The sequence below is a fragment of the Nocardia sp. NPDC051981 genome, assembly GCF_040680715.1.
Taxonomy (GTDB): Bacteria; Actinomycetota; Actinomycetes; order Mycobacteriales; family Mycobacteriaceae; genus Nocardia.
The window spans coordinates 78,465-99,951 of sequence record NZ_JBFAXK010000003.1 but is presented as its reverse complement, the minus strand read 5'-3'; the positions used below and the strand labels follow the sequence as shown (position 1 = coordinate 99,951).

General features: G+C 68.9%; 23 protein-coding genes. 11 read left to right on the top strand and 12 right to left on the bottom strand.

Annotation, left to right across the window (positions count from 1 at the left end; genetic code table 11):
- Positions 1 to 24: 24 nt before the first annotated feature.
- The gene (locus AB0L60_RS07525) at positions 25 to 819 is read right to left on the bottom strand and encodes a CPBP family intramembrane glutamic endopeptidase (protein WP_364608818.1); all 795 of its coding nucleotides are present in this window, start codon (positions 817 to 819) and stop codon (positions 25 to 27) included.
- Between the two features lie 34 nt (positions 820 to 853).
- Positions 854 to 1,624: a DUF2470 domain-containing protein gene (locus AB0L60_RS07520; RefSeq protein ID WP_364608815.1), complete on the bottom strand. Its 771-nt coding sequence runs from the start codon at positions 1,622 to 1,624 to the stop codon at positions 854 to 856.
- Between the two features lie 113 nt (positions 1,625 to 1,737).
- On the opposite strand from AB0L60_RS07520, the gene AB0L60_RS07515 reads away from it, so the two are divergent.
- The 3 genes from AB0L60_RS07515 (at position 1,738) to AB0L60_RS07505 (ending at position 3,823) form a co-directional block, all read left to right on the top strand.
- A complete protein-coding gene (locus AB0L60_RS07515; RefSeq protein WP_364608812.1) occupies positions 1,738 to 2,157 on the top strand; it encodes a hypothetical protein in 420 nt (139 codons plus the stop codon).
- A gap of 89 nt (positions 2,158 to 2,246) precedes the next feature.
- Positions 2,247 to 3,164 (top strand): prephenate dehydratase, encoded by a 918-nt coding sequence (pheA, locus tag AB0L60_RS07510; RefSeq protein WP_364609705.1) that lies wholly within the window; start codon positions 2,247 to 2,249, stop codon positions 3,162 to 3,164.
- On the top strand, positions 3,161 to 3,823 hold the full coding sequence (locus AB0L60_RS07505; RefSeq protein WP_364608809.1) for a histidine phosphatase family protein: 663 nt from the start codon (positions 3,161 to 3,163) through the stop codon (positions 3,821 to 3,823). Before pheA ends, AB0L60_RS07505 begins: the two co-directional genes overlap by 4 nt.
- Here the strand turns inward: AB0L60_RS07505 and AB0L60_RS07500 are convergent.
- From AB0L60_RS07500 to AB0L60_RS07475, 6 genes are all read right to left on the bottom strand, one after another.
- Positions 3,820 to 4,635 (bottom strand): ESX secretion-associated protein EspG, encoded by an 816-nt coding sequence (locus tag AB0L60_RS07500; RefSeq protein WP_364608806.1) that lies wholly within the window; start codon positions 4,633 to 4,635, stop codon positions 3,820 to 3,822. The genes AB0L60_RS07505 and AB0L60_RS07500 overlap by 4 nt on opposite strands.
- The gene (locus AB0L60_RS07495; RefSeq protein WP_364608803.1) at positions 4,632 to 5,816 is read right to left on the bottom strand and encodes a PPE domain-containing protein; all 1,185 of its coding nucleotides are present in this window, start codon (positions 5,814 to 5,816) and stop codon (positions 4,632 to 4,634) included. The genes AB0L60_RS07500 and AB0L60_RS07495 overlap by 4 nt, the downstream gene beginning before the upstream one ends.
- 15 nt (positions 5,817 to 5,831) lie before the next feature.
- Positions 5,832 to 6,143, bottom strand: a complete 312-nt coding sequence (locus tag AB0L60_RS07490) for a PE family protein (protein ID WP_364608800.1) — start codon at positions 6,141 to 6,143, stop codon at positions 5,832 to 5,834.
- Between the two features lie 80 nt (positions 6,144 to 6,223).
- A complete protein-coding gene (locus tag AB0L60_RS07485; RefSeq protein WP_354847565.1) occupies positions 6,224 to 6,577 on the bottom strand; it encodes a metallopeptidase family protein in 354 nt (117 codons plus the stop codon).
- A gap of 19 nt (positions 6,578 to 6,596) precedes the next feature.
- Entirely contained in the window at positions 6,597 to 7,643 is a 1,047-nt protein-coding gene (locus AB0L60_RS07480; RefSeq protein ID WP_364609702.1) for a septum formation family protein, read from the bottom strand.
- A gap of 286 nt (positions 7,644 to 7,929) precedes the next feature.
- Positions 7,930 to 9,519 carry an FAD-dependent oxidoreductase gene (locus AB0L60_RS07475; RefSeq protein WP_364608795.1) on the bottom strand — a complete coding sequence of 530 codons (1,590 nt, stop codon included), beginning with the start codon at positions 9,517 to 9,519 and terminating at the stop codon, positions 7,930 to 7,932.
- Positions 9,520 to 9,799: 280 nt separating this feature from the next.
- On the opposite strand from AB0L60_RS07475, the gene serS reads away from it, so the two are divergent.
- From serS to AB0L60_RS07450, 5 genes are all read left to right on the top strand, one after another.
- Positions 9,800 to 11,059 carry a serine--tRNA ligase gene (gene serS / locus AB0L60_RS07470; protein ID WP_364608792.1) on the top strand — a complete coding sequence of 420 codons (1,260 nt, stop codon included), beginning with the start codon at positions 9,800 to 9,802 and terminating at the stop codon, positions 11,057 to 11,059.
- A 75-nt stretch (positions 11,060 to 11,134) separates the two neighbouring features.
- Positions 11,135 to 13,003, top strand: a complete 1,869-nt coding sequence (locus tag AB0L60_RS07465; RefSeq protein ID WP_364608789.1) for a bifunctional diguanylate cyclase/phosphodiesterase — start codon at positions 11,135 to 11,137, stop codon at positions 13,001 to 13,003.
- A 148-nt stretch (positions 13,004 to 13,151) separates the two neighbouring features.
- Positions 13,152 to 14,519, top strand: coding sequence for an MFS transporter (locus tag AB0L60_RS07460; RefSeq protein WP_364608786.1), 1,368 nt, complete (start codon positions 13,152 to 13,154; stop codon positions 14,517 to 14,519).
- Between the two features lie 174 nt (positions 14,520 to 14,693).
- Entirely contained in the window at positions 14,694 to 15,626 is a 933-nt protein-coding gene (locus tag AB0L60_RS07455; protein ID WP_364609699.1) for a DMT family transporter, read from the top strand.
- 56 nt (positions 15,627 to 15,682) lie between these two features.
- Positions 15,683 to 16,042 carry a MauE/DoxX family redox-associated membrane protein gene (locus AB0L60_RS07450; protein WP_364608783.1) on the top strand — a complete coding sequence of 120 codons (360 nt, stop codon included), beginning with the start codon at positions 15,683 to 15,685 and terminating at the stop codon, positions 16,040 to 16,042.
- 46 nt (positions 16,043 to 16,088) lie between these two features.
- On the opposite strand, the gene AB0L60_RS07445 is transcribed toward AB0L60_RS07450, so the two are convergent.
- On the bottom strand, positions 16,089 to 17,633 hold the full coding sequence (locus AB0L60_RS07445) for a Rieske 2Fe-2S domain-containing protein (protein WP_364609696.1): 1,545 nt from the start codon (positions 17,631 to 17,633) through the stop codon (positions 16,089 to 16,091).
- Between the two features lie 45 nt (positions 17,634 to 17,678).
- Positions 17,679 to 18,521, bottom strand: a complete 843-nt coding sequence (locus AB0L60_RS07440) for a hypothetical protein (RefSeq protein WP_364608780.1) — start codon at positions 18,519 to 18,521, stop codon at positions 17,679 to 17,681.
- Positions 18,522 to 18,620: 99 nt separating this feature from the next.
- Between AB0L60_RS07440 and AB0L60_RS07435 the strand changes: the two genes are divergently transcribed.
- Positions 18,621 to 19,367, top strand: coding sequence for a lysophospholipid acyltransferase family protein (locus tag AB0L60_RS07435; RefSeq protein WP_364608777.1), 747 nt, complete (start codon positions 18,621 to 18,623; stop codon positions 19,365 to 19,367).
- 67 nt (positions 19,368 to 19,434) lie between these two features.
- Here the strand turns inward: AB0L60_RS07435 and AB0L60_RS07430 are convergent, their stop codons facing one another.
- Positions 19,435 to 19,665 (bottom strand): hypothetical protein, encoded by a 231-nt coding sequence (locus AB0L60_RS07430; protein WP_364608774.1) that lies wholly within the window; start codon positions 19,663 to 19,665, stop codon positions 19,435 to 19,437.
- Positions 19,662 to 19,898 carry a hypothetical protein gene (locus AB0L60_RS07425; protein WP_364608771.1) on the bottom strand — a complete coding sequence of 79 codons (237 nt, stop codon included), beginning with the start codon at positions 19,896 to 19,898 and terminating at the stop codon, positions 19,662 to 19,664. The genes AB0L60_RS07430 and AB0L60_RS07425 overlap by 4 nt, the downstream gene beginning before the upstream one ends.
- A gap of 476 nt (positions 19,899 to 20,374) precedes the next feature.
- Between AB0L60_RS07425 and AB0L60_RS07420 the strand changes: the two genes are divergently transcribed.
- Positions 20,375 to 21,256 carry a helix-turn-helix transcriptional regulator gene (locus AB0L60_RS07420; RefSeq protein WP_364608768.1) on the top strand — a complete coding sequence of 294 codons (882 nt, stop codon included), beginning with the start codon at positions 20,375 to 20,377 and terminating at the stop codon, positions 21,254 to 21,256.
- Positions 21,253 to 21,447 carry a DUF397 domain-containing protein gene (locus AB0L60_RS07415; protein WP_364608765.1) on the top strand — a complete coding sequence of 65 codons (195 nt, stop codon included), beginning with the start codon at positions 21,253 to 21,255 and terminating at the stop codon, positions 21,445 to 21,447. Before AB0L60_RS07420 ends, AB0L60_RS07415 begins: the two co-directional genes overlap by 4 nt.
- Positions 21,448 to 21,487 lie beyond the last annotated feature (40 nt).

The window sequence follows — 21,487 nt, the reverse complement described above, 5'->3', positions numbered from 1 at the left end:
CCCGCGTGGCTCGTTCCGACCGGATTACGGCAGCCAGGAGACGTGTCCGTGCAGGAAGGTGTACCCGATGTAGGCGATCGAGTCGATGAGCGCGTGCGCCAGCAGCAGCGGCCAGAGCCGGTTGGTGCGCTGCCAGTAGCGTCCGAAGATCAAACCCATCACCAGGTTTCCGAGCCCGCCGCCCAGGCCCTGGTACAGGTGGTAGCTGCCGCGCAATATCGCCGACGCCAGCAGTGACCGATTCTCCGTCCACCCCAGCGCCCGCAATCGCGAGATCAGGTAGGCGACGACCAGCACCTCCTCGGCCGCCGAGTTCGCCCATGCGGACAGCACCAGCACCGGCAGCCGCCACCAGTGCGCGAGCGAACTCGGCACGATGGTGACGCTCACACCCAGTGCGTGTGCCGCGAGATACAGCCCCAGCCCGGGGATTCCGATCACGGCCGTGAGCGCGAGTCCCGGGAGCACGTCCGCCCGCCAGCGCAGCCGCCGCGCCAGTCCGATCGCCCGCGGCGCGATCCCGCTGCGCCACAACAGATAGAGCCCCAGCGCCGCCCAGCCGAGCAGACGGGCCACGCTCAGCAGCTGGAAGAGCAGGTCGATGGTCGACCGGGTGGCCCGTGGCGCATTCAGCGCGACGGTCTGCCCGCCCACCCCGCCGGGCGCGAGGGCGCTCTCGAGCAGGGACAGTGCCGCATTGGCCCCGCTCAGTCCGAAGGTGACGATCAGCACCACCGCGATCTCGAGTTTGATCGCCCGCCGGCCCGATTCGGACGATTCGGGCGCGGGCCACACGGGTGCGGGATCAGCCGAAACCATGCCCGCCAATCTAGGCGGGCGCCCGGCGAACTCGTCAGATGCGGTGCAGGCCGCCGTGGAAGGGGTTGCCCGCCAAGGCGTGTACCGCGCGGCTGAGAGATTCGATGTCGTGCGCGGGGGCCTCGAAAGGGATGCGGATGTCGTGATCGGCCTCGATGGCCTCGATGCGCAGGGTGACGCCGTAGCGGTCGATGGCCAGCGGATGGATGAGGGCGCCGCGGCGCAGGGCGTGCGGCAGCCGGCGGGCCAGGCGATCCACCACATCGGGGTGATCGGCCTGAAGGTGTTGCAGCCAACCGGCTTCCAGCGCGCAGAACGGATCGGGTCGGGCGTCGCGCAGCTGCTCGCGGTCGACCGAGTCGGCGCCGGCGGTGTCGGCCACCACGGCGGAGTCGATGACCAGCCGCAATAGAACGGCGGTGTGTCCGACGTCGAGCAGGTCCGGATGCGGATGGTCGCCGGCGACCGCGCCGGCCAGCGCGCGCTGGGCGTGCGCGGGCACGGCGTGCGCCCAGCCGCGCAGCCAGACCAGGGCGCGGACGCGTTCGCGCAGCGGCAGCGGGGCCTGGTCGGTGAGTTCGAGCACCGCGGGGGATCCGTTCGCGCCGCAGCCGAGGACAAGAGCGGCGGCGGTGGAGTTCATCGGGACCGCCAACACCATGTCCCCGCACTGCCGCAGCAGGTGTACGGAGGTGGGCACCGGGTCGAGGCCGGGCAGGGCCAGGACCGCGTTCTCGGCGTGCGCGCAGGCGGTGTGCACGCGTTCGGCGGTAGTAGGTGCGACGACCTGGGCCGCGGGTGGCATACACACCTCCGGGTGGAATTAGGTAAACCTAAGCTAAGTGACGTGGGTCGCGTGCGCAAGGCCTTCCCGGGTGGCCGCGCCGGCGGTGTCGTGCCGATCGCTACCGTGAAGACGTGCCGCACGATTCGTCCCCCGCGCCCGAACCGGTCGCCCTCACCCTGTCCGTCCCGCCCCGCCCGGCCCGCGGACTGACCGAGGAGCTGGTCCGCCCAGTCTCCGCCGATCCGGGCGTCGAGGTGCTGGACCTGGCGCTCGACGACGAGGCGGTGTCGGAGTTCCTGGTGCGAATCGTGCACGGCGACAGTGGTTTCGTGGCCCGTACCGACTCGGGCGAGCGAGCGCTGGCGGGTGTGGCGGCGACCGTGGCCGCGCTCTGCGGCGAGGACATTCGCGGCGCGCTCGCCGCACCGGACATCGCGTTCCTCACCGGGCTGAAACCGCCCGCGGTCGAGGCGTTCCGTGAGGTGCTGCTGGCCATCGAAACCGGCGAGGTCGCGGCTGTGACCACTGCCCTCGCCGTAGTGGGCGCCTGAACCCACCGCGCCGCGCCCGGGGGTGCGAAGTTACCCAGGAGGTGACCAAAGCCGGGGGTGACCGGGCGCACGCAAGTAATGTCGTAACCGTGCCGTGTATCGCCTACTTCGGGCCGTCGGGAACCTTCACGGAGATGGCCCTCGCCAAACTGGAGTCCACCGGAGTCTTCGATGGACCGGTCGAGCGTGTCCCGGCCCCGAGCCAGGGCGCGGCCGTCGAGCTGGTGCGGGCCGGTCAGGCCGCGGGCGCGGTGGTGCCGATCGAGAGCTCGGTCGAGGGCTCCATCGCACCGACGCTGGACGCGCTGGCCGTGGGCCCGCGGCTGCAGATCATCGCGGAAACCGACCTGGACGTGGCCTTCACCATCGTGGGCCGCCCCGGCATCGAGCTCGACGAGGTGCGCCGGATCGCGGCCTATCCGGTCGCGGCCGCGCAGGTCCGCATGTGGCTGGCCGTCACCATGCCGCTGGCACAGCTGTACACCTCCGCCTCCAATGCCGCGGCCGCCGAGGACGTCGTCGCCGGGCACGCCGATGCCGCCGTCTCCACCGCGTTGGCCGGCGCCCGCCTGGGGCTCACCACCCTGGCCGACGGCGTCGCCGATGTCGATCAGGCCGTCACCCGCTTCGTGCTGGTCACCGCCCCGCGGCCGGCGCCGCCGCGCACCGGGACCGACCGCACCTCCATCGTGCTGGAGCTGGCCAACGAGCCGGGCTCGCTCATGCGCGCGTTCGCCGAATTCGCCACCCGCGGTATCGATCTCACCCGCATCGAATCCCGGCCCACCCGTACCGGCATGGGCACCTACCGTTTCTACCTGGACTGCGTCGGGCACATCGACGATGCCGCGGTCGCCGAGGCGCTGAAGGCACTGCACCGCACGGCCGCCCGGATCCGATTCCTCGGCTCCTGGCCCGCCACCGCGGCCACCGGCACCCCGCCGCCGCCGGATGCACCCGGCGCGGCCTGGCTGGCCGATCTGAAGAAGGGGGTGGCCGACCTGTGACCGGCAAACTCATCCTGGTCCGGCACGGCGAGACCGAGGGCAATGTCGGCAAGATCCTCGACACCCGGCTGCCGGGCCTGCCGCTCACCGAACGCGGTGTGGCGCAGGCGAAGAGCTACGGTGCGAACCTGGCCGTCCCGCCGCAGCGCCTGTTCTCCTCGGCCGCGCTGCGCGCCCGGCAGACCGGCGGCTACATCGAGGCCGCCACCGGCGTCGCGCTGGATGTGCTGGAGGATCTGCAGGAGGTGCAGCTCGGCGACCTCGAGGGGTTGAACACCCCGGCCGCGCACGAGGAATTCCAGAAGGTTTATCACGCTTGGCATTTCGGTGATCTGAGCGTCCGGGTGCCGGGTGGCGAATCGGGGGAGGACGTGCTCGCCCGCTATGTCCCGGCGCTGCAGCGACTGCGCGACGACTATCTGAGCCGCCCGGACGCCCACGATGTCATCGTGGTCAGCCACGGCGCGGCCATGCGGCTGGTCTCGCGCGAATTGACCGGCGTGCCCAGGCCTTTCGCCGCCAACAACCACCTGGACAATACCGAGACCATCGAGCTGCAGCCGTTCGAGAACGGCACCTGGGAGTGCACCCGCTGGGGCCGCTATCACGCACCGTTCGGCGACGCCATCGCGGCCGGCGGCGACGACCCCATGGGTTAGCCCGGGAATTCCGTTCGCAGCGGCAGGGATTCGATGAGATCCCGCAGCGCCGTGCGCAGCCGGGCCGGGGTGCCGCCCGCCAGCGACGTCCACTTGGTCCCGTCCGCGGCGGCGCCGGTGTTGGCGAGAAAACGGCCGTGCCGGGTGTTGTACACCGCGAGGTGGGTGCTCATCACGTCGCGCGTGCCGTCGCCATAGCGCACGCCGACGATCTCCGCGTGCGAATTCACCTGCACCAGAGCCGAAGCGAGGATCGGTGCGTCGCGGGCCGGGGTGCCCACCGCGGCCAGTCGCGCGGCTGTGGTGGCGGCATCGCCCGCGTCGTCGAACACGGGAGCCAGATCCGCGGTGGGCGCGTTCATTCCGGACAGTTCCAGCGCATCGGCCGGGCCGAGCGCGGCCATCACGGTGCCCGGCAGATCGTGACCGGCCGCGTCGATGACACAGGAGCCGGGGCCGCGCAGCGCCACCACCTCCAGGTCGTCGCCCTTGGCCACACAGCACCGGTTGACCTGCCCCGCCACATACCAGCGCACGGCCAGCACCCAGTGCGGCCGGTAGAGCGCGCGCAGCCGTTCGGCCAGCTCCGGATGCACCTCGCCGCCGTCGAGCAGTTCACGTTCGGTCAGGGCGGCGGCCGCCGCGGCCATGGCGGTGTCATGGTCGGCGGCATTGTCGTAGCGGCCCATGGCATCCAGCACCACGGGCAGCTCGTCGATCCCCAATGTCTGCAGGAGATACTGCATTTCGTCGAGCGACAGCGTGACCGACCGCAGCGTCGACGGCCCGCGCCCCGCCCCGAGGACGGTCACCGGTCGGCCAGTGGGTCGCCGCCGATGACCGCGGGCGCGATGGCCCGGCCGTCGGCGAACACCTGCACCGAGCGGCCGTAGTCGTGGCCGCGGTGGGACTCTTCCTCCTCGCTGCCCCGGGTGCCGAGCAGCGGGCTGGTTGCGGCCGACCGAACCGGTGCGGTCGCGGCCGGGGTGGTGGTCACGGTCACCGGTTCGGCGATCGGTGCCGCGGGAGCCGGTGCGCCACCGGTGTTTCCGAGACCCGCGCCCCAGCCCTCGGGCAACTTCAGTGTGCCCGAGCCATTTCCGATGTTCACCGACGCGCCGCTGCCGGTGACGGACACCGCCTGCGTGGCCGGCGCCGCGCCGCCCGCGCCGGTGGTCGAGACACCCGCGCCCGCCGTGACCGGCAGGCCGGAGGTACCGAAGCCGGGCGTTTGCGTCACCGCATTCGCGACCGCCGTAATCGCTGTACCAGCAACGTTTCCCGCGCTGGTCACACTGCTGGTGACCACCGTCCCCGCCACCTGCGCGACCTGCGACAGGGCACTGGTGACGGCCGGATTCTGCGCCGAGACGGCGACCGCGCCGAGCGCCGCCTGCAGCGGATCGCTGCCAAGGGTGAGCGCGTCGCCACCCGCATCGACCGAGCCCGCGCCCACGGCGATGGGCGGCGGCATCAGGAACTGGCCGGGCGTGGCCACCATCGAACTCGTCGCGGCCTCATAGGTTTCCATCACCAGCGCGGCCCTGATGTCCAGCGCCAGTTTGGCCGCCTCGGCTGCCTCGGCGGTGCCGTTCAGCGCACCGCCGCTGGAATAGGCTGCCGCCCGTGCGGTTTCGACGGCCGCGATCTCCGGCAGGCTCGGCATCGCGAGGGAGGCCACCGTGTAGGCGGTGGCATTGGCGGCGGCCTTCCCCGCCATCACGCCGGCCATGACGGCCTGCTGTTCGGCCCACACGGTGAAACCGCCCAGCCGGGCCAGCACAGTGAGCCCGTTCAGTCCTTCGAGACCGCCCCCGATCTCGGCCATCACCCGCGTCACCGTGGCGGTGGCGTCCACCCAGGAGGCGGTGAGCGCGCCCCAGGCGCTGCTCGCGGCCGCGATCGGAATGGCGTGCGCCCCGGTTTCGAGGCAGAGGGAATTGAATTCGGCCATCCGGGGCAGCCAGAACACCCCCGTGATTCCCAGCGTCATGTGTGCGTCTCCCCTTCACACCTGAATCGCGGCGATACCGGCCGCGCGCACGGCGTCCTGGGCCAGGTACTGGGCCAGCTGGCCGCGCAGCGTCGCGGCGGCGTGATGCAGTTCGAGAATGCCCTGGGCGATCGAGTGGTCGTGGGTCAGCGCGGCGTTGTTGAAATGCGCCGCGGCCAGGAAGGACACCTCCTCGGTGCCGGAGGGCAGCACACGGGTGGCCGGAGCTGTCGCGCTCGCGGCCGCGGCGAGGCGTTCGGCGAGCAGATCGATTTCCAGAGCGGCCGCGAGGATCACCTCGGGCTGCACCAGGACGTGGCCGACCATGATCGGGCTCCCTTCTCCGTTCCACCCCGGTTGTGAGGATTGGACGCGGAGGTTCGCCGATCGGTTCCCGATGCCGCTGGTCAGCCCCAGCCCAGCTGATGCAGGCGCTCGTCGTCGATCCCGAAATAGTGTGCTATCTCGTGGATCACGGTGATCGCCACCTCCTCGACCACCTCTTCTTCGCTGTGACACATCCCGAGGATGGCCTCGCGATAGATGGTGATGGTGTCCGGCAGCGCGCCCCCGTAGTGGCTGTAGTCCCGGTCGGTGAGGGCGATGCCGTGGTAGAGACCGAGCAGGTGGGGGTCCTCGTCGCTGCGCGGCTCGATGAGCACCACCACATTGTCGATCGCCTGTGACAACTCTCGCGGAATCAGATCGAGGGCGTCGCCGACCAATTCCTCGAAGCGGTCGTCGGACATGGAGACGGGCATGCCTACAGCTTCCGCCGCATCACCGTGGCTGGGGGATGACCGGCGGGGCCGCGCCGGGCAGCGGCGGCGGGGTGTAGCGGCCGTTGTTGGGCGGCGGCACAGGCGCCTGGCCGTCGATCTGGATGTCGCCCTTGGCCGATCCGGTGATGGTGGCGAAGCCCTCCTGGTCGGCGCCCTTGCCGACCATGCAGTTGAGGCTGCGGGAACCGGCCAGCCAGCTGCGGGCGTCGAGCGCGTCCCAGAACAGGGTGAGGGTCTTGTTGCGCAGTGCGTCGGGGGCGCCGAGGTAGTCGCCGGCGTCCTTGGCGCACTCGTCCTCCATGAACTTGTCCTGATCGTCCTTCGAGGGCGGGCCGCCGTTGAAGTGGGTGGCCAGGTCCACGGTGGAGACGATCTCGAAGGCGTGCGGCTGGGTGCAGTCGACCGGATCGGTGGGCAGGTTGGACTTGATGCCGATGCAGGTGCCGAGGTCGTAGACCTTGGACTGGTTGATGTCGCGCACGCTGCCGGTAATGGGCTTGGTGGCAAGGCCCTGGCTGCCGGAGACCTGCAGGCCGCAGCGCAGCGTGCGCTCGCCCGCCTTCCAGCCCGCCTCACCCGGATTGATCAGGCCGACAACGAATTTGCCGCGCGGGTCCAGGCGGCCGCCGAGGTATTCCTGGGCGGCGCTGACACAGTGCTCGTCGCGCAGCTCGGAGAAGCGCAGCGAGTCCGGGAAGCGGGAGCCGGGCCCGAACTCCTTGCCCGGGTACTTGCTCAGGTCGATGTCCGCGGTGACCTCGAACAGGTGCTTGCTGGCGCAGTCGACCTTGGTGAGGTCGCCGGCATTGGCCTTGGACCAGGTCAGGCAGTCGCCCTCCCGGGCGGTACCGAAGGCCGCGCCCGCGACCGCGCCGGTGGGCTGGGCGGCCCCCGGCGCGTGCGCCTTCACGCGATTGGAGTCGAAGCCGTTGGAGACGAACATGGTGATGAGCACGGCCAGCGTGACGCCCATCGCCATGGCCAGCAACCCCCACCGCACCGTCGACGCCGAGAGCGGACCGTTCTGGTCCAGCTTGGATTCCATGGCGCGGAACGGCGTCAGCAAACGATCCAGCGCCGTCGGTTTCCGACGGTTCGGCGGCCCGGGGCGCTGCGAGGACGGAGGCGCGGGCCACTGCGAAGGCATCTTTTGCTCAGGCATCGCGCGCAATCTTATTTGCCTCCGCTGCGCTCCGGCGGGTTCGCGGCCCTGCAAGCTCGATTCTTCCCTCCTCCGCTCCTCCGCTTCGCTCCCCCGCTCCGTCAGTGCAGAATCGAGCCGGGCCGCGAACCTGCTGGTGGGCGGTGCTTCGGCCGTCAGTGTGGGGGCCTCACGAAAGGATGAGCTCGGCCGCCTTCTCGCCGATCATGACCGCCGGGGCGTGGGTGTGGCCGCGGGTGATCATCGGCATGACCGAGGTGTCGGCCACACGCAGGCCCTCGATGCCGCGCACCCGCAGTTCCGGATCCACCACGCTGGATTCGTCGCGGCTCATGGCACAGGTGCCGACCGGGTGGTACAGCGTGTGCGAGTGGTCCTCGAGGCAGCGCCGCAGCACCTCCTCCATCGGGGTGTCGGAGGGCACGGCCGGCTGCATGAGCTCGCCGATGTGCTCCTTCAGCGCCGGCTGGTTCGCCAGTTCGGTACACATGCGCAGACCGGCGAGCAGGGCGGCGCGGTCGGCGGGCTCGGTGCAGTAGCGCGGGTTGATGCGCGGCGCGGTGAACGGGTCGGGAGAGGTGAGGGTGACGCTGCCGATGGATTCCGGCTTGAGCAGCACGGCGGCGAAGGTGAGCGCGTGCCCGTCCGGATCACCCAGTCCCTCGGCGATATACGGCGCGGGCGCGAAGATGAGTTCCAGGTCGGGCAGGTCGAGCTCCTCGCGGCTGCGCACGAAACCGTAGGCCTCACCGATGTTCGAGGTCAGCTGCCCGCGCCGCAGCACCAGGTAGTTGGCGAGCTCGAGCAGGTTCTTGTCCGCGCCGTAGAGGCTGCCCCCGCCGGTGCGGTAGATGATGGGCGCGGCCAGATGGTCGCGCAGGCCGCGCCCGACCTCGGGCAGGTGCTGCACGACGGGGATTTCCAGCTCCTGCAACCGGTCGCCGTCGCCGATGCCGGAGAGCATGAGCAGCTGCGGGCTGTTGATGGCGCCGCCGGACAGGACGACCTCGCGCTTGGCGGTGATCTGCTTGGTCTCGCTGCCGATCCGGAATTCCACCCCGGTGGCGCGCTTGCCTTCGAACAGCACCCGGGTGACGTGCGCGTCGGTGACGACGGTGATGTTGCGTCCCTGCTGGCGCGCCGGCCGCAGGTAGGCGTCGGCGGTGCTCCAGCGCGCGCCGCGCTTCTGGGTCACCATGGTCTGCGAGAAGCCTTGTGGCCGATCCTGATTCGCGCGTTCCACCGGGTATCCGGCTTCGGCGGCGGCCTGCAGGTAGGTGTGGGTGAGCGGGCGCGGGCTGCGCTGGCGGGAGATGTGCAGCGGTCCCTTGCGGCCTTCACCGGGCTCGCTGGCCTCCTCGACGGCTTCCATGCGCTGGAAGATGGGGAGCACCTGCTCGAAGGACCAGCTCGGTCCGGCGTAGCGGGCCCATTCGTCGTAGTCGGCGGCGAAGCCGCGCACCCACATCATGGCGTTCATGGAGGAGGAGCCGCCGAGCATCTTGCCGCGGGGCCAGTAGACGCGCCGGTTGCTGAGCTCGGGCTGGGGTTCGGTGCGGTAGTTCCAGTCGTTGGGGCCCTGGAACAGCTGGTTGAACGCCGCGGGAATGTGGGCGAATTTGTCGCTGTCCTCGCCGCCGGCCTCCAGGACCACGACGCTGACGCCGGGTCGCTCGCTCAGTTTCGCGGCCACTGCGGCCCCCGCGGATCCGGCTCCGACGACCACGAAATCGGCGGTGTGCGGGGTGTATTGGGGCATGCTCACTCCTCGGAAAGACCACGGCGGAGCCGCTGCCGGACTCCCTGCCGTCCCATGCCGCTAACCCTAGGGTGCAAATCCCCCGGTGGTGGGCCGGATGGGTCGGATCAACCCGAGGTTCGCGGCCCGGCTCGATTCTGGACTGCGCTCCGCCTCCCCGCGTTGGAGCGGGGGAGCGAAGCGGAGAAGGGAAGAATCGAGCTTCCGGCTCCATGGGCCTGCGCCTTGGCCGCGAACCCGCCGGAGCGAAGCGGAGGCGATCAAACTAGGCTCAATGGCCATGATCGACCTTCGATTCCTGCGGGAAAACCCGGATGTGGTCCGTGCGTCGCAGCGCGCTCGCGGTGAGGACCCCTCCCTGGTGGATGTCCTGCTCGAGGCGGATGCCGCCCGTCGCGCCGCGGTCGCGACGGCCGACAATCTGCGCGCCGAGCAGAAGGCCCTGGGCAAGAAGGTCGGAAAGGCTTCCCCGGACGAGCGTCCGGCGCTGCTGCAGCTGGGTCAGGAACTGTCGGCGAAGGTGAAGGAGGCCGAGGCGGCCGAGACCGCCGCGGACGCCGACCTCGACGCCGCCCAGCGCGCGCTGTCGAATGTGGTGCAGGAGGGCGCGCCCGCCGGCGGTGAGGACGACTACATCGTGCTCGACACCATCGGCACGCCGCGCGAGTTCGATTTCGAGCCCAAGGATCACCTGGACCTGGGTGAGTCGCTGGGTCTGATCGACATGGAGCGCGGCGCGAAGGTGTCGGGCTCGCGCTTCTACTTCCTCACCGGCAACGGGGCGCTGCTGCAGCTGGGCCTGCTGCAGCTGGCCGCGCAGAAGGCGGTGGCCAACGGGTTCACCATGATGATCCCGCCGGTGCTGGTGCGCCCGGAGATCATGCAGGGCACCGGGTTCCTGGGCCAGCACTCCGCCGAGGTCTACCACCTGGAGGACGACGACCTGTACCTGGTCGGCACCTCGGAGGTGCCGCTGGCGGGCTATCACTCGGGCGAGATCCTGGATCTGAGCGCGGGCGCCAAGCGCTATGCCGGCTGGTCGTCGTGTTTCCGCCGGGAGGCGGGCAGCTATGGCAAGGACACGCGCGGCATCATCCGCGTGCACCAGTTCGACAAGGTGGAGATGTTCGTCTACACCACGCCGGACCAGGCCGACGCCGAGCACCGGCGGCTGCTGGCCTGGGAGCAGGAGATGCTCGCCGCCATCGAGGTGCCCTACCGGGTCATCGATGTGGCCGCCGGCGACCTGGGCAGCTCGGCCGCCCGCAAATTCGATTGCGAGGCTTGGGTTCCCACGCAGCAGACCTACCGCGAGCTCACCTCGACCTCGAATTGCACGACGTTCCAGGCGCGTCGCCTGAATGTCCGGTACCGGGACGAGAACGGCAAGCCGCAGATCGCCGCCACCCTGAACGGCACTCTGGCCACGACTCGGTGGATCGTCGCTCTGCTGGAGAACCATCAGCAAGCCGATGGTTCGGTGCGGGTGCCCGCTGCGCTGGTGCCTTTCGTGGGCACCGACGTGCTGGTACCTCGCTGAATATTCGCTACTCGGCGTGGCTTATTCCGTCGGTTGTGTCTACTGGTGGCAGGGCTTGTGTCTAGGCTAGGCAGCGTGCGAGGAATCGGGTCCCGCGGCGATACCCGGACCCGGGTACGGGCGGCGTCGGCGCTGGCGACGGCAATGGTCATGGCTCGGACCACCGGGGCGTTCTACGTCATGGGCGGGGTCCTGGGCCTGGTTCTGACTGCGGTCGCTCCGGGTGACGAGGGCAATCGGCCGCTGGTGGGTGCGGCGGCGTTCGTGGCGCTGCTGCTGGGTATCAGTCTGCTGATCTGGGGTCCGCGGCTGCCGCATTCGGTGCATCACGCGTATGTGGCGACCGCGACCGTGCTGGTGACCGTTGCGGTGCACTGGTTTCCGAATACGGTCGGCGCGATCAGTCTGGCGGCGTTCTATGTGTTCGTCGCGTGTGATGCCGCCATCTTCTTCTCCTGGCGCTGGCTGGGCGGGCACATAGCGTTCGCCATCGTCTGCTGTCTGTGGGTGGTGCCGTCGCGCGGGTTGCCGTGGTGGTCGGGCATCATTCCGGCGGGTATCACGTTCGGAATCGGCATCGTGGTCGGCATTTTGACGCGTATGGCGTCGGACGCCGATATCGATGTGCTGACCGGGCTGCTGAACCGGCGTGGTTTCGATCGGGCGCTGAGCAATGCCATCGCGCACGCCACCCGCACCGGCCAGGGCCTGGCCCTGGTGCTGGTGGACCTGGACCGCTTCCAGAAGATCAACGATCACCTCGGGCACCGGGCCGGTGACGCCGTGCTGCGGCGGGTGGCCGACGCCTGGTCGAAACTGCTTGCGCCGGAGCAGCGGCTGGCCCGCTACGGCGGTGACGCGTTCGCGCTGCTGCTGCCCGGGACCACCGAGCAGGCCGCGATTCTGCTGACCGAGGAGCTGCGCGCGGCCGTCACCACCGGCTGCTCCGCGGGTGTGACGTCCTGGCAGCCGGGCGAATCCGGGTCGCTGCTGGTGTCGCGTGCGGATGTGGGCCTGTACCGGGCCAAGCAGGCGGGCCGCAATCGCACCGTGCTGGAGTCCTCGCGGCAGCTGCCGCTGGCGGTGGAGCTGCGGGAGGCCATCGATCGCGGCACGCTGGATGTGCAGTACCAGCCGATCGTGAGTCTCACCGATGGCGCGACCCGCGCGGTCGGCGTGGAAGCCCTGCTGCGCTGGTCTTCCCACGCGCAGCCCGAGGTGACCACCGATGGGCTGATCCGGGTCGCCGAGGAATACGACCTCATCTCCGATCTGGACGAGCTGGTGTTGCGGCGGGCCTGCGCCGATGCCGCCCGGTTGCAGGAGACCTTCGCCCAGCTGGATCTGACCCTGAACGTCAATGTGAGCGGGCTGGAGCTGGCCGAAACCGAGTACGCCGACCGGGTTTCCGGCATCCTCGCGGAAACCGGTTGGCCCGCCGAGCAACTCGTGCTCGAGGTGACCGAGAGCGAGCTGGCCGCCGAATCCGAGACGGCCATCGCGAACCTGCACAAGCTGCGCGAGTTCGGCGTCCGCATCGCCATCGACGATTTCGGCACCGGCTACTCCTCGCTCAGCCGGCTGGCCACGCTGCCGTCGGACATCCTCAAGGTGGACCAGTCCTTCGTGGCGTCCATCCAGTCGGATTCCCCCGCGCCGCCGCTGCTGGGCGTGATCGCGGCGCTGAGCAAGTCGCTGGACCTGCAAGTCATCGCCGAGGGCGTGGAGACCGAATACCAGGCCGCTGTACTGACCGAGCTCGGTTTCGCGCTGGCCCAGGGCTACCACTACAGCGATTCGCACCCGGTGGCCGAGCTCATCAACGACCTCAACGACCGGCACGGTCTGGTCGGCGCGGCGGTGTCGGAGGGCGAGCCGTCGACCAATGGCTGGGTACCGCTGGACAATCCGCTTGACGGTGGGGCGCCCGGCGCGCAGGGTTGATCCCATGCGGCTGCTCATCTACGCCTGTTGATTCGTACTCCGTAGCGCGCTGCCCCGGGCTCGCGCCGAGCGCGTGGGCTCTCCGCACGCACCGACCCACTCGATACGGGTATCAACCCACTCGATACGCGCACTGACGCTGCGGGCGATGCTGTTCGCCGTCACGGCGGACCTGATCCCGCTCTACGCGATCTACGCGCTGTTGTTCGCCGACCACGGCCTGAACGCGGGGCAGATCTCGTCGCTGTTCGCCCTCTGGTCCGCGACCTCGTTCCTGCTGGAGATTCCCTCCGGCGCCTGGGCCGACACGGTCTCGCGGCGCGGCCTGCTCGTGCTGTCGGGTGCGCTGCTGGCGGCGGGCTTCGCGGTGTGGACGCTGTACCCCTCCTATCTGGGATTCGCCGTCGGCTTCGTGCTGTGGGGTACTTCGGGCGCGCTCCGCTCGGGCACTTTCGAGGCGCTGATCTACGACGATCTGCACGCTCGCGCCGCGACGGCCGAATACCCGCGGCTGGTGGGCTATGTCCGCGCCGCGACCGAATCGGCTGCGCTGGCGGGCATTCTGGTCGCGGCCCCGCTGTACGCGTGGGGCGGCTACGCGCTGGTCGCCTGGTCCAGTGTGGTGATCGCCGCCGTGCACACCGCCGCCGCGGCCCTGCTGCCGACCGCGCCGAAGTCGGTGTCCGCGGCGGAGGTGGAGGAGCTCGAAGACACGGACGGTGGTGTCGAGGCCCCGGATAACGATGCCGAGGACACGGATGGCGGTGTGGCCGCGCAGGAGCCGCACGTGCGAACTGATGACCCCGACCCCCCGTCCGAAACCCGTACAGCCGAATCGGAATCCACCGGCTACCTGGCCATGCTGCGCTCGGGTATGCGAGAGGCCATGCGGGTCAGGGTGATTCGGGGCGGCGTCATCCTGGTGGCGCTGCTGAACGGCATCACCGCGTTCGACGAGTACTTCGCCCTGCTGGCCGATCACGCCGGCGCCGGCCCGGCCCTGGCCGCGGTCCTGGTGGGTGTCACGGTGGCCGGAGCCCTGGCCGGCGCGTCGCTGGCGGGCCGCACGGAGGGCATGTCGGCGCGAGTCATGGTCGTGGCGCTGGCCGTGGCCGGTCTCCTGTTCATCGCCGGTGCGCTGCTGGCGGGCGCGGCCGCCGATCACCCGCAGGCGATGTATGTGCTGACGGCCGTGGGCTTTTCGGCGGTGGGCATCGCCTACGGCATCGACTACAACGCCGACGTCATCGCCTCGGCCCGCCTGCAGGACGCCATCTCGGGCCCGGCACGTGCGACCGTGACCTCGGTGTCCGGCTTCGCCACCGAGATGATCGCCCTGCTGGTCTTCGTGTTCGCGGCGGTGGCCACGACCTGGCTGTCCTTGCCGGTCATGGTCGCTCTGCTGGGGGTGCCGCTGCTGCTGGCCGCGGCCCTGGTCCGCACCTGGCTGCCCCGGACGGCACCGGACTCGGATCTGGTGCCGGGGCCTGCTGCACGATATTCGGAGCAGCCCTGATCCGGGGCGGCGGAGGTCATCGGACGCCCGGGGTAGCGCCCGAGCGTGGTAGCGGGCCGTCCTGTGCCGGAACGGGATCCGAGTTCAGTGCGGCGGCTGTGACCAAGCGACGCGCGACATGATCCGGTCGGTCGGTTCTGTGCCAGGGAAGGCGGGGACAATCGGGCGGTGGAAATGCGGCGGTGGGCGGGGTTGGGATTCGGGGGGTCCATCGGCGCGGCCGTGGCCGTTCAGGCGCGGATCAATGGTGAGCTGGGGCAGCGGCTGGGCGATGGGATTGCGGCGGCCACCATCAGTTTCGGGAGTGGATTGCTGATCCTGGCCGTCGTGTTCGCGGGCAGCGGGCGCTTGCGGGCGGGGGCCGGGCGGGTGCGGGCCGCGCTCGGTACCGGAGAGTTGCGATGGTGGCAGCTGCTGGGTGGTCTGTCGGGGGCGTATTTCGTTGCGTGTCAGGGGCTCACGGTGGCGACCATCGGGGTGACGGCGTTCACGGTGGCCGCGGTGGCCGGGCAGTTGGTGAGCAGCCTGGTGGTGGATCGGCTGGGTTTAGGCCCGGGCGGACCGACGCCGGTGACGGCCGGGCGGATCGGTGCGGCGGTGCTCGGGCTGGTCGCCGTGCTGCTCGCGGTGCTCGGCCGGAGCGGCACCGGCGCGGTCGCCGGGCATTCGACGGCCTCGATGCTGCTGGTGGCGTTACCGCTGGTCGCCGGGTTGCTGGTGGCTTGGCAGCAGGCGGTGAACGGCCGGGTGGGTGCGGTCGGCGGACCGTTGTCGGCGACGCTCGGCAACTTCGCGACTGGCACGGCGGCGCTGATGGTCATCGAGGCGGGCGAGCTGGTCCGGCGCGGTGGTCTCGGGCCGCTGCCGAGTGAACCGTGGCTGTATCTCGGTGGCCTGATCGGCATTTCGTTCGTGGCGCTGGCGGTGCTGGTGGTCCGCTGGATCGGGGTGCTACTGCTGGGCCTGACCTCGGTGGCGGGCCAGCTGCTGGCGTCGCTGGTGCTGGATGTGGTGGCGCCGACCGGGATCGGGCTCTCGGTGTCGGCGATCATCGGCTGCGTGCTGACCTTCGTGGCGGTCGCCGTGGCCGCCCGATCGCGCGGGTGAAATCTGTTCCCCGGATTCGTAATTCGCTGTCCACATGAGTGTGCGATGGTGCGATCATGGCTATCGACTACGTGGTGTGGGTCGCGCGTCTGGTGCTGGCCGTGGTGTTCGGCCTGTCGGCGTGGGGAAAGCTCGCCGATGGGCCCGGCACCCGGAAGGCGGTGGGGGAGTTCGGGGTCCCGCTTGCCTGGATACCCGCGGTGGCCTGGGCGCTCCCGGCGGTGGAGGCCGTGGTGGCGGTGGCGCTGCTGCCGCCGTGGACCGCGGCCGGTGCGGCGTTGGTGGCGATACTGCTGCTGGGAATGTTCACCGGTGTCGCGCGGGAATTCGAGGTGCTGAGGACCGCGGGCGCCCGGGCCGGAGACCGCGCTGCGGTATCGCGTGCGCGGGACGCCCGCAGGCGCCCGCGACGATGAGCAGGGCCGGTGGCGGCCGATGCACCGGGCAACGGCCGCCACCGGGTCAGACCAGCTTCTTCGAGCGCAGCTCGTGGCCCTTGGAGGTCTTGCAGCGGCCCGATTCCAGATCCCACTGCCAGCCGTGCAGGTTGCAGGTGAGCGTATTGCCCTCGACCACACCGAATTTCGACAGGTCGGCCTTGAGGTGGGGGCAGCGGCGCTGCACTTCCCAGCCGTCGAGTTCGGTGGAGGCGGAGTCGTCGTGTGCCTCGGCGAACCAGCCGTCGGCGTAGGCGATGCGCTCGTCGGTGAGGCACTTGAAGAAGGTGTAGAGGAATTCGTTGTAGCCGCCGATGCGCCAGGTGGTGAAGCGCGTCGACAGGAAGATGGTGTTCACCCAGTCCGGCTCGTCGTCGCGGAGCACGGTGCGCACCAGCTGCGGGTCGATGCGGAATCCGTAGCGGTACTTGCCTTCTCCCTCGATGGGCTCGCGCACCACCCGCTTGGGGAAGTCGAGCACCACGGTCTCCTCGCCCATGACCAGGCCGACCGGGTAGCCGATGCCGTCGCAGATGAGGTCGCTCTGCGCCATGATCGGCTCGAACTTGGCCTTGAGCGCGGGCAGCAGCGGCTCGCCCTCGGCCGGGGCCCAGGTGGCCTTCTCGGCGGCCAGCACCGGCGCCATGCGCTGGGCCATGGCCTCGATGTAGGCGGCCTTGTCGCCGTAGATGGTGTCCGGGTCGACCGGGTGGGTGAGCGAATTCAGTTCCTTGCCACGCAGATCCGCGGTCGAGCCGGGGATCATGAGCAGCCCGCCCTCGTTGCCGTGGATCTTCATCTGATCCAGGAAGACGATCTGGTCGGGGAAGATATTGCCCTCGTCGCCGCGGTCGTCGTTGAGGTAGCGCAGCTCGTCGTCGAGGAAGACCGGCGGGCCGGCCGACGGGACGACCCAGGTGGCCCCGACCTGTTCGATGTAGGAGCGGCAGCGGTCCATGCCGCGCTGGCGCTTCTGCTTGCCGAAGTTGGCCTTGGTCTTAGCCGGAATGTCGTACACCATCGGGTACCAGATGGCGCCGGAGTACTGCAGCAGGTGGATGTCCACGTGGCCGAACGCGTCGTGCAGCACGTCCATGTCGACGGGCCGGGCGTCGTTCATGTTGAAGCACACGGTTTCCCCGTCGGCGACGACCAGGGCGGAGTCGCCGATCGGGCCGTCGGCGGGCGCGCGCAACGCGATGATCATGATGTCCAGGTCGCCGCCCGGACCGGTGACGGTGGTCTTGACCGAGTCCTCGGTCTCCACGAACTTGGTGAAGCCGAGCTTCTCGAGCTCCCGCTTGAGGTCCGGCACCGGGTAGTCGGGCAGCAGGACGGTGGTGTCCTTGCTGACCTTGTCGGCCAGGAGCTTGGCGTCCCAGTGGTCACGGTGCAGGTGCGAGACATAGAGGAAATCGCAGTTGCCGAGCTCGTCCCAGTCCAGCTGGGTGTTGTCGGGGAACGGGAACCACGATCCGAAATAGGCCGGATTGACCCACGGATCGCACAGGATCGTTCCGGCAGCGGTTCTAATGTGGAATCCGGCGTGTCCGACGCTGGTGATCTGCACGAGCTTCATTCCTCCCTGACCGTTACCAGCCACCCAGAGTACTGGCTAGCCGGAGACGTCGCCGATGCAGTAACCCTCGGAGCCCGACTTCAAGGTGTATATCTGCTTTGTCTGGTCTCCGGCGGCCGTGGTGACCGGGACCGACACCGTGATGTACCCGCCGCGCGGCCACTCCGACTTGATGGACTGGTCCACGAAGGTCCTGACCGCCCCCGGCTTCGACGGGTTCGCCGCCAGCGGCGCGGTGGCCGGTTTCCCGCTGCCGTCCGGATCCCAGGTCCGGCCCGCGGCGCAGACCAGTGGATACGCGTCCTCCCGGTCGGTGGGATGCAACGGCCGGCCCATGGAGCGAGACAGGAAGCGCCGCACCGTGTGTCGCGCGTCGGCGGCATTGAAGCTGAGTTCGCCCCCGGTCGGGTAGACGTGCGGGCAGGCATAGCCGGTCGCGATGTCGCGGTCCTGCGCGGTCACCGTGACCTCGGCGTTCTGCCAGGTCACGGACTGGCCGCTGGAGACACCCGGTCCGGCGAGCGCATCGATGATCGCCTGCGGCTCGGCGTACATGCTCTGAATATTGGGCGGCGCCATGGTCCAGCAGAGGCCGGCCAGTTCGTCCAGCCCCCTTCCCTGCAGGTCGGCCGCCCAGCGCGCGACGGCCGGCGCCGCATCCGGTTTCCCGGGTGCCGCCCCGACGCCGCCGCTCACCGCCGCGATCGGGCTGGGGCTACTGCTGGTTGCACTGGACATATCGAGGTCGGCCCCGAAATCCGTGCCCTCGATTCCGGCTTTCGAATCGCAGCCGCCGGCAAGGCAGGCCGCGCCGACTATCAGCGTCCCGAGCAACCCCTGGTGGATTTGTGCACGCAACGCTGTCCGGCCGTTTTCCACTCGTGCGAACCTCTTTCAGTGTCGAGAAGTCACATCAACTGAATTGCTGTTACCGGTATCACTGGATGCCGCGCGGGCAGCGACTAGGCTAGCGGAACTGTGGAACCCGTCTATTACCCCGTCATCGGCCTGGCCCGCACGATCTTCGCGCTGCAGGGCCTGAAGTTCACCGTCAAGGGCGACGAAAACATTCCGGCGACCGGTGGCGCGGTGATCGCGATCAACCACACCGGGTACATGGACTTCACCTACGCCGGTCTGCCAGCACGCACCACCGGGCGCTATGTCCGCTTCATGGCCAAGAAGGAAGTCTTCGACAATTCCATCTCCGGCCCGATCATGCGCGCCCTCAAGCACATCCCGGTGGACCGTGCCGCGGGTGCGGAGTCGTACCACGAGGCCGTCAACCGCCTGCGCGCCGGCGAACTGGTCGGCGTCTACCCCGAGGCCACTATCAGCCGCAGCTTCGAACTCAAGGAGTTCAAGTCCGGCGCGGCCCGCATGGCCATCGAGGCCGGCGTCCCCATCATCCCCATCGTCATCTGGGGCGCCCAGCGCGTATGGACCAAGGGCTTCCCGAAGCGCCTGGGCCGCACCAACACCCCCATCTCCATCGCGGTCGGCAAGCCCATCTCCCCCTTCGAACCGGCCTCGGCACTGACCGAGCAGCTGCACAAGACCATGTCGGAAATGCTCCTGGACCTGCAGAAAGACTACGTCCACGAGCCCGGCGCGTACTGGGTGCCCGCGCGCCTGGGCGGCAGCGCCCCCACCCTCGAGGAGGCCAACGCCATGGACGCCGCCGAGGCCGCCGAAAAAGCAGCCCGCCGCGCCCAGACCGAATAGCCATTTCTACGGCCTGTCCCGGGGCGGAGCACTCCCGGGACGGGCCGTAGAACGTTCAGCGATCGCCTCATGTCCGCCGTGCCGTTTTCTTGATGCGTGCGCGCGCGTCGAATTTCTCGAAATAGCTCGTGTCGTCTGTCTTCCCGCGACGCAGGTGTGCGATCTCGAAGCGCTCGCCGTTCGACAGGGTGATTCCATGACTGGTGGCGCGGTCGATCCGGCACTCGACTGCTGCCCGCCCGGATACTCGAAAGCACACTGCCGCAGCTTGTTTGGCCCAATCCGGCAGTTCGTTCACGAGCGGGGGTCCTCCTCCTCGCGTTGCGCGCGTACTTCGAGCAGATGCCGCCGCAGCGCGCACTCCGCCCTCCGGCAGGCGTCATTGTCGTGGGCTTGCAGGAGTGCATCGATGTCGCGATCCGAGAACGCCACGTGTGCGGACGGTTTCGCGTGCCAGGCCGGATGGCGGCGAATCGATTCCTCGGGATCCCGCCTCGGGAAGTTTCCAGGTGCCACATACGGATTCGTCATCTCATCACCCGGCCCGATGCCTGCCGTGCATTCGATGCCGATTCTCTAGCGGCACCCGACGCAGCTCGAAGCCACCGGCCACGAGTACCGGATCACCCACCTCCGCCGGGGCAGGGAAGCGGTCGCCGCCGACACTCCAGCGCACACCTGCGACAAGGAGGGCGCAGGAAGCCACAACAAGAAGAAAATTCCATGTGTCCAAAGGCATTTCGGCATCCCTCAAGTCAGCTCGTTCTGATCTTCGTTTGAATTCAGGGCGTCCAGTTTGTGGGTGTGATTGCCCGGACGCGCATTCAGCTCACCGTGAATCCAGTTGCCGAACAACGGAATTTGGAGAATTCACCAGGGTTGCCCCAAACGGCCAGCGTAGAATTCAGAGACACTGATCACCCAATTCACTGCGTGTATCACCTGATTCAGGGCTGCTTGAAACGTCATCCAGGATGCAAGTGTTTCGCATTCACATAGGAGGGAAGATGTCTCAGAACGGGTCCACAATCCCACGACGGCAACTCGGGAGGCATCTGCGCGACCTACGGCAGCGGTCCGGTCTGACGATCGCCAACGTCGCCAAGGCGATCGAACGGGGCGACTCCACCGTGCAGCGACTGGAGACTGCTGATCCCGCAGTGCGGATTCGGCTCTGGGACATCGAAGCGATCTGTCGCGTGCTCGGTGCCGACGAGACGACCACCGAGGGACTGAAGGGACTCGCGCAACAGGCCAACACCAAACACTGGTGGCACGAGTACGGCGACCTGATTCCGGAGGACTTCGACGTATACATCGGGCTGGAGGCCGATGCGACGAAGCTGACCTCCTACGCCGAGCTGGTTCCCGGGTTGGCGCAGACCGCCAACTTCGCTCGATCGCTCTTCACAACGGTCAATCCCGGGGCAACTGCCGCCGAGATCGATCGCCGCGTCGAAATACGCCTGAACCGACAGGTGCTGTTCACCCGCAAAGCGCATCCGATCGCGGTGGATATGGTGCTGGACCAGTCGGTGCTGCACAGAGTTATCGGCAGCGCCAAAATCATGGCCACCCAGCTTCGGCACCTTGCCGACTTGAGCACCCGTGACAACTTCAGCATCAGGGTTCTGCCCTACTCGGCCGGGCTCCCCCTCGGCGACCTGACTGGCCCCTTCATCGTGCTGGACTTCGGCGCCGGAACGGACGGCCAACCCATCGAGCCGACCGTGGTCTATGTTGAGAGCTACACGGGAGCAATGTATTTCACCGATCAGCGTGTGGTGGATCGATACCGACGTGCCGCCGCCGAACATCGCAAACTAGCGTTGAACGAGCCGGCCAGCAGGGACCTGCTCCGCAAGACGGCAAGGGAGTTCATGGCGTGAACATCGACTGGTCCACAGCGCAATGGCGCAAGAGCACACACAGCGGCGGTAGCGGCGGCGAATGCGTCGAAGTCGCGTTCGCGGGCGGCCAGGTTGGAATCCGCGACTCCAAAGACCCCGCTGGTCCCGCTCTGGTGTTCGCTGGCGAGGACTGGGATGGGTTTCTCGCCAGCGGGATATGGAAGCACTGAAGCAACTTCACAGAGCGCCTGCGCCGGAATGGCTGGGCGG

What these genes read in the sequence shown, in the direction of transcription:
- AB0L60_RS07525 (WP_364608818.1), bottom strand. Translation starts at nt 819, where the DNA reads ATGGTTTCGGCTGATCCCGCACCCGTGTGGCCCGCGCCCGAATCGTCC.
- AB0L60_RS07520 (WP_364608815.1), bottom strand. Translation starts at nt 1,624, where the DNA reads ATGCCACCCGCGGCCCAGGTCGTCGCACCTACTACCGCCGAACGCGTG.
- AB0L60_RS07495 (WP_364608803.1), bottom strand. Translation starts at nt 5,816, where the DNA reads ATGACGCTGGGAATCACGGGGGTGTTCTGGCTGCCCCGGATGGCCGAA.
- AB0L60_RS07490 (WP_364608800.1), bottom strand. Translation starts at nt 6,143, where the DNA reads ATGGTCGGCCACGTCCTGGTGCAGCCCGAGGTGATCCTCGCGGCCGCT.
- AB0L60_RS07485 (WP_354847565.1), bottom strand. Translation starts at nt 6,577, where the DNA reads ATGCCCGTCTCCATGTCCGACGACCGCTTCGAGGAATTGGTCGGCGAC.
- AB0L60_RS07480 (WP_364609702.1), bottom strand. Translation starts at nt 7,643, where the DNA reads ATGGAATCCAAGCTGGACCAGAACGGTCCGCTCTCGGCGTCGACGGTG.
- AB0L60_RS07475 (WP_364608795.1), bottom strand. Translation starts at nt 9,519, where the DNA reads ATGCCCCAATACACCCCGCACACCGCCGATTTCGTGGTCGTCGGAGCC.
- serS (WP_364608792.1), top strand. Translation starts at nt 9,800, where the DNA reads ATGATCGACCTTCGATTCCTGCGGGAAAACCCGGATGTGGTCCGTGCG.
- AB0L60_RS07460 (WP_364608786.1), top strand. Translation starts at nt 13,152, where the DNA reads ATGCTGTTCGCCGTCACGGCGGACCTGATCCCGCTCTACGCGATCTAC.
- AB0L60_RS07455 (WP_364609699.1), top strand. Translation starts at nt 14,694, where the DNA reads ATGCGGCGGTGGGCGGGGTTGGGATTCGGGGGGTCCATCGGCGCGGCC.
- AB0L60_RS07450 (WP_364608783.1), top strand. Translation starts at nt 15,683, where the DNA reads ATGGCTATCGACTACGTGGTGTGGGTCGCGCGTCTGGTGCTGGCCGTG.
- AB0L60_RS07425 (WP_364608771.1), bottom strand. Translation starts at nt 19,898, where the DNA reads ATGACGAATCCGTATGTGGCACCTGGAAACTTCCCGAGGCGGGATCCC.
- AB0L60_RS07420 (WP_364608768.1), top strand. Translation starts at nt 20,375, where the DNA reads ATGTCTCAGAACGGGTCCACAATCCCACGACGGCAACTCGGGAGGCAT.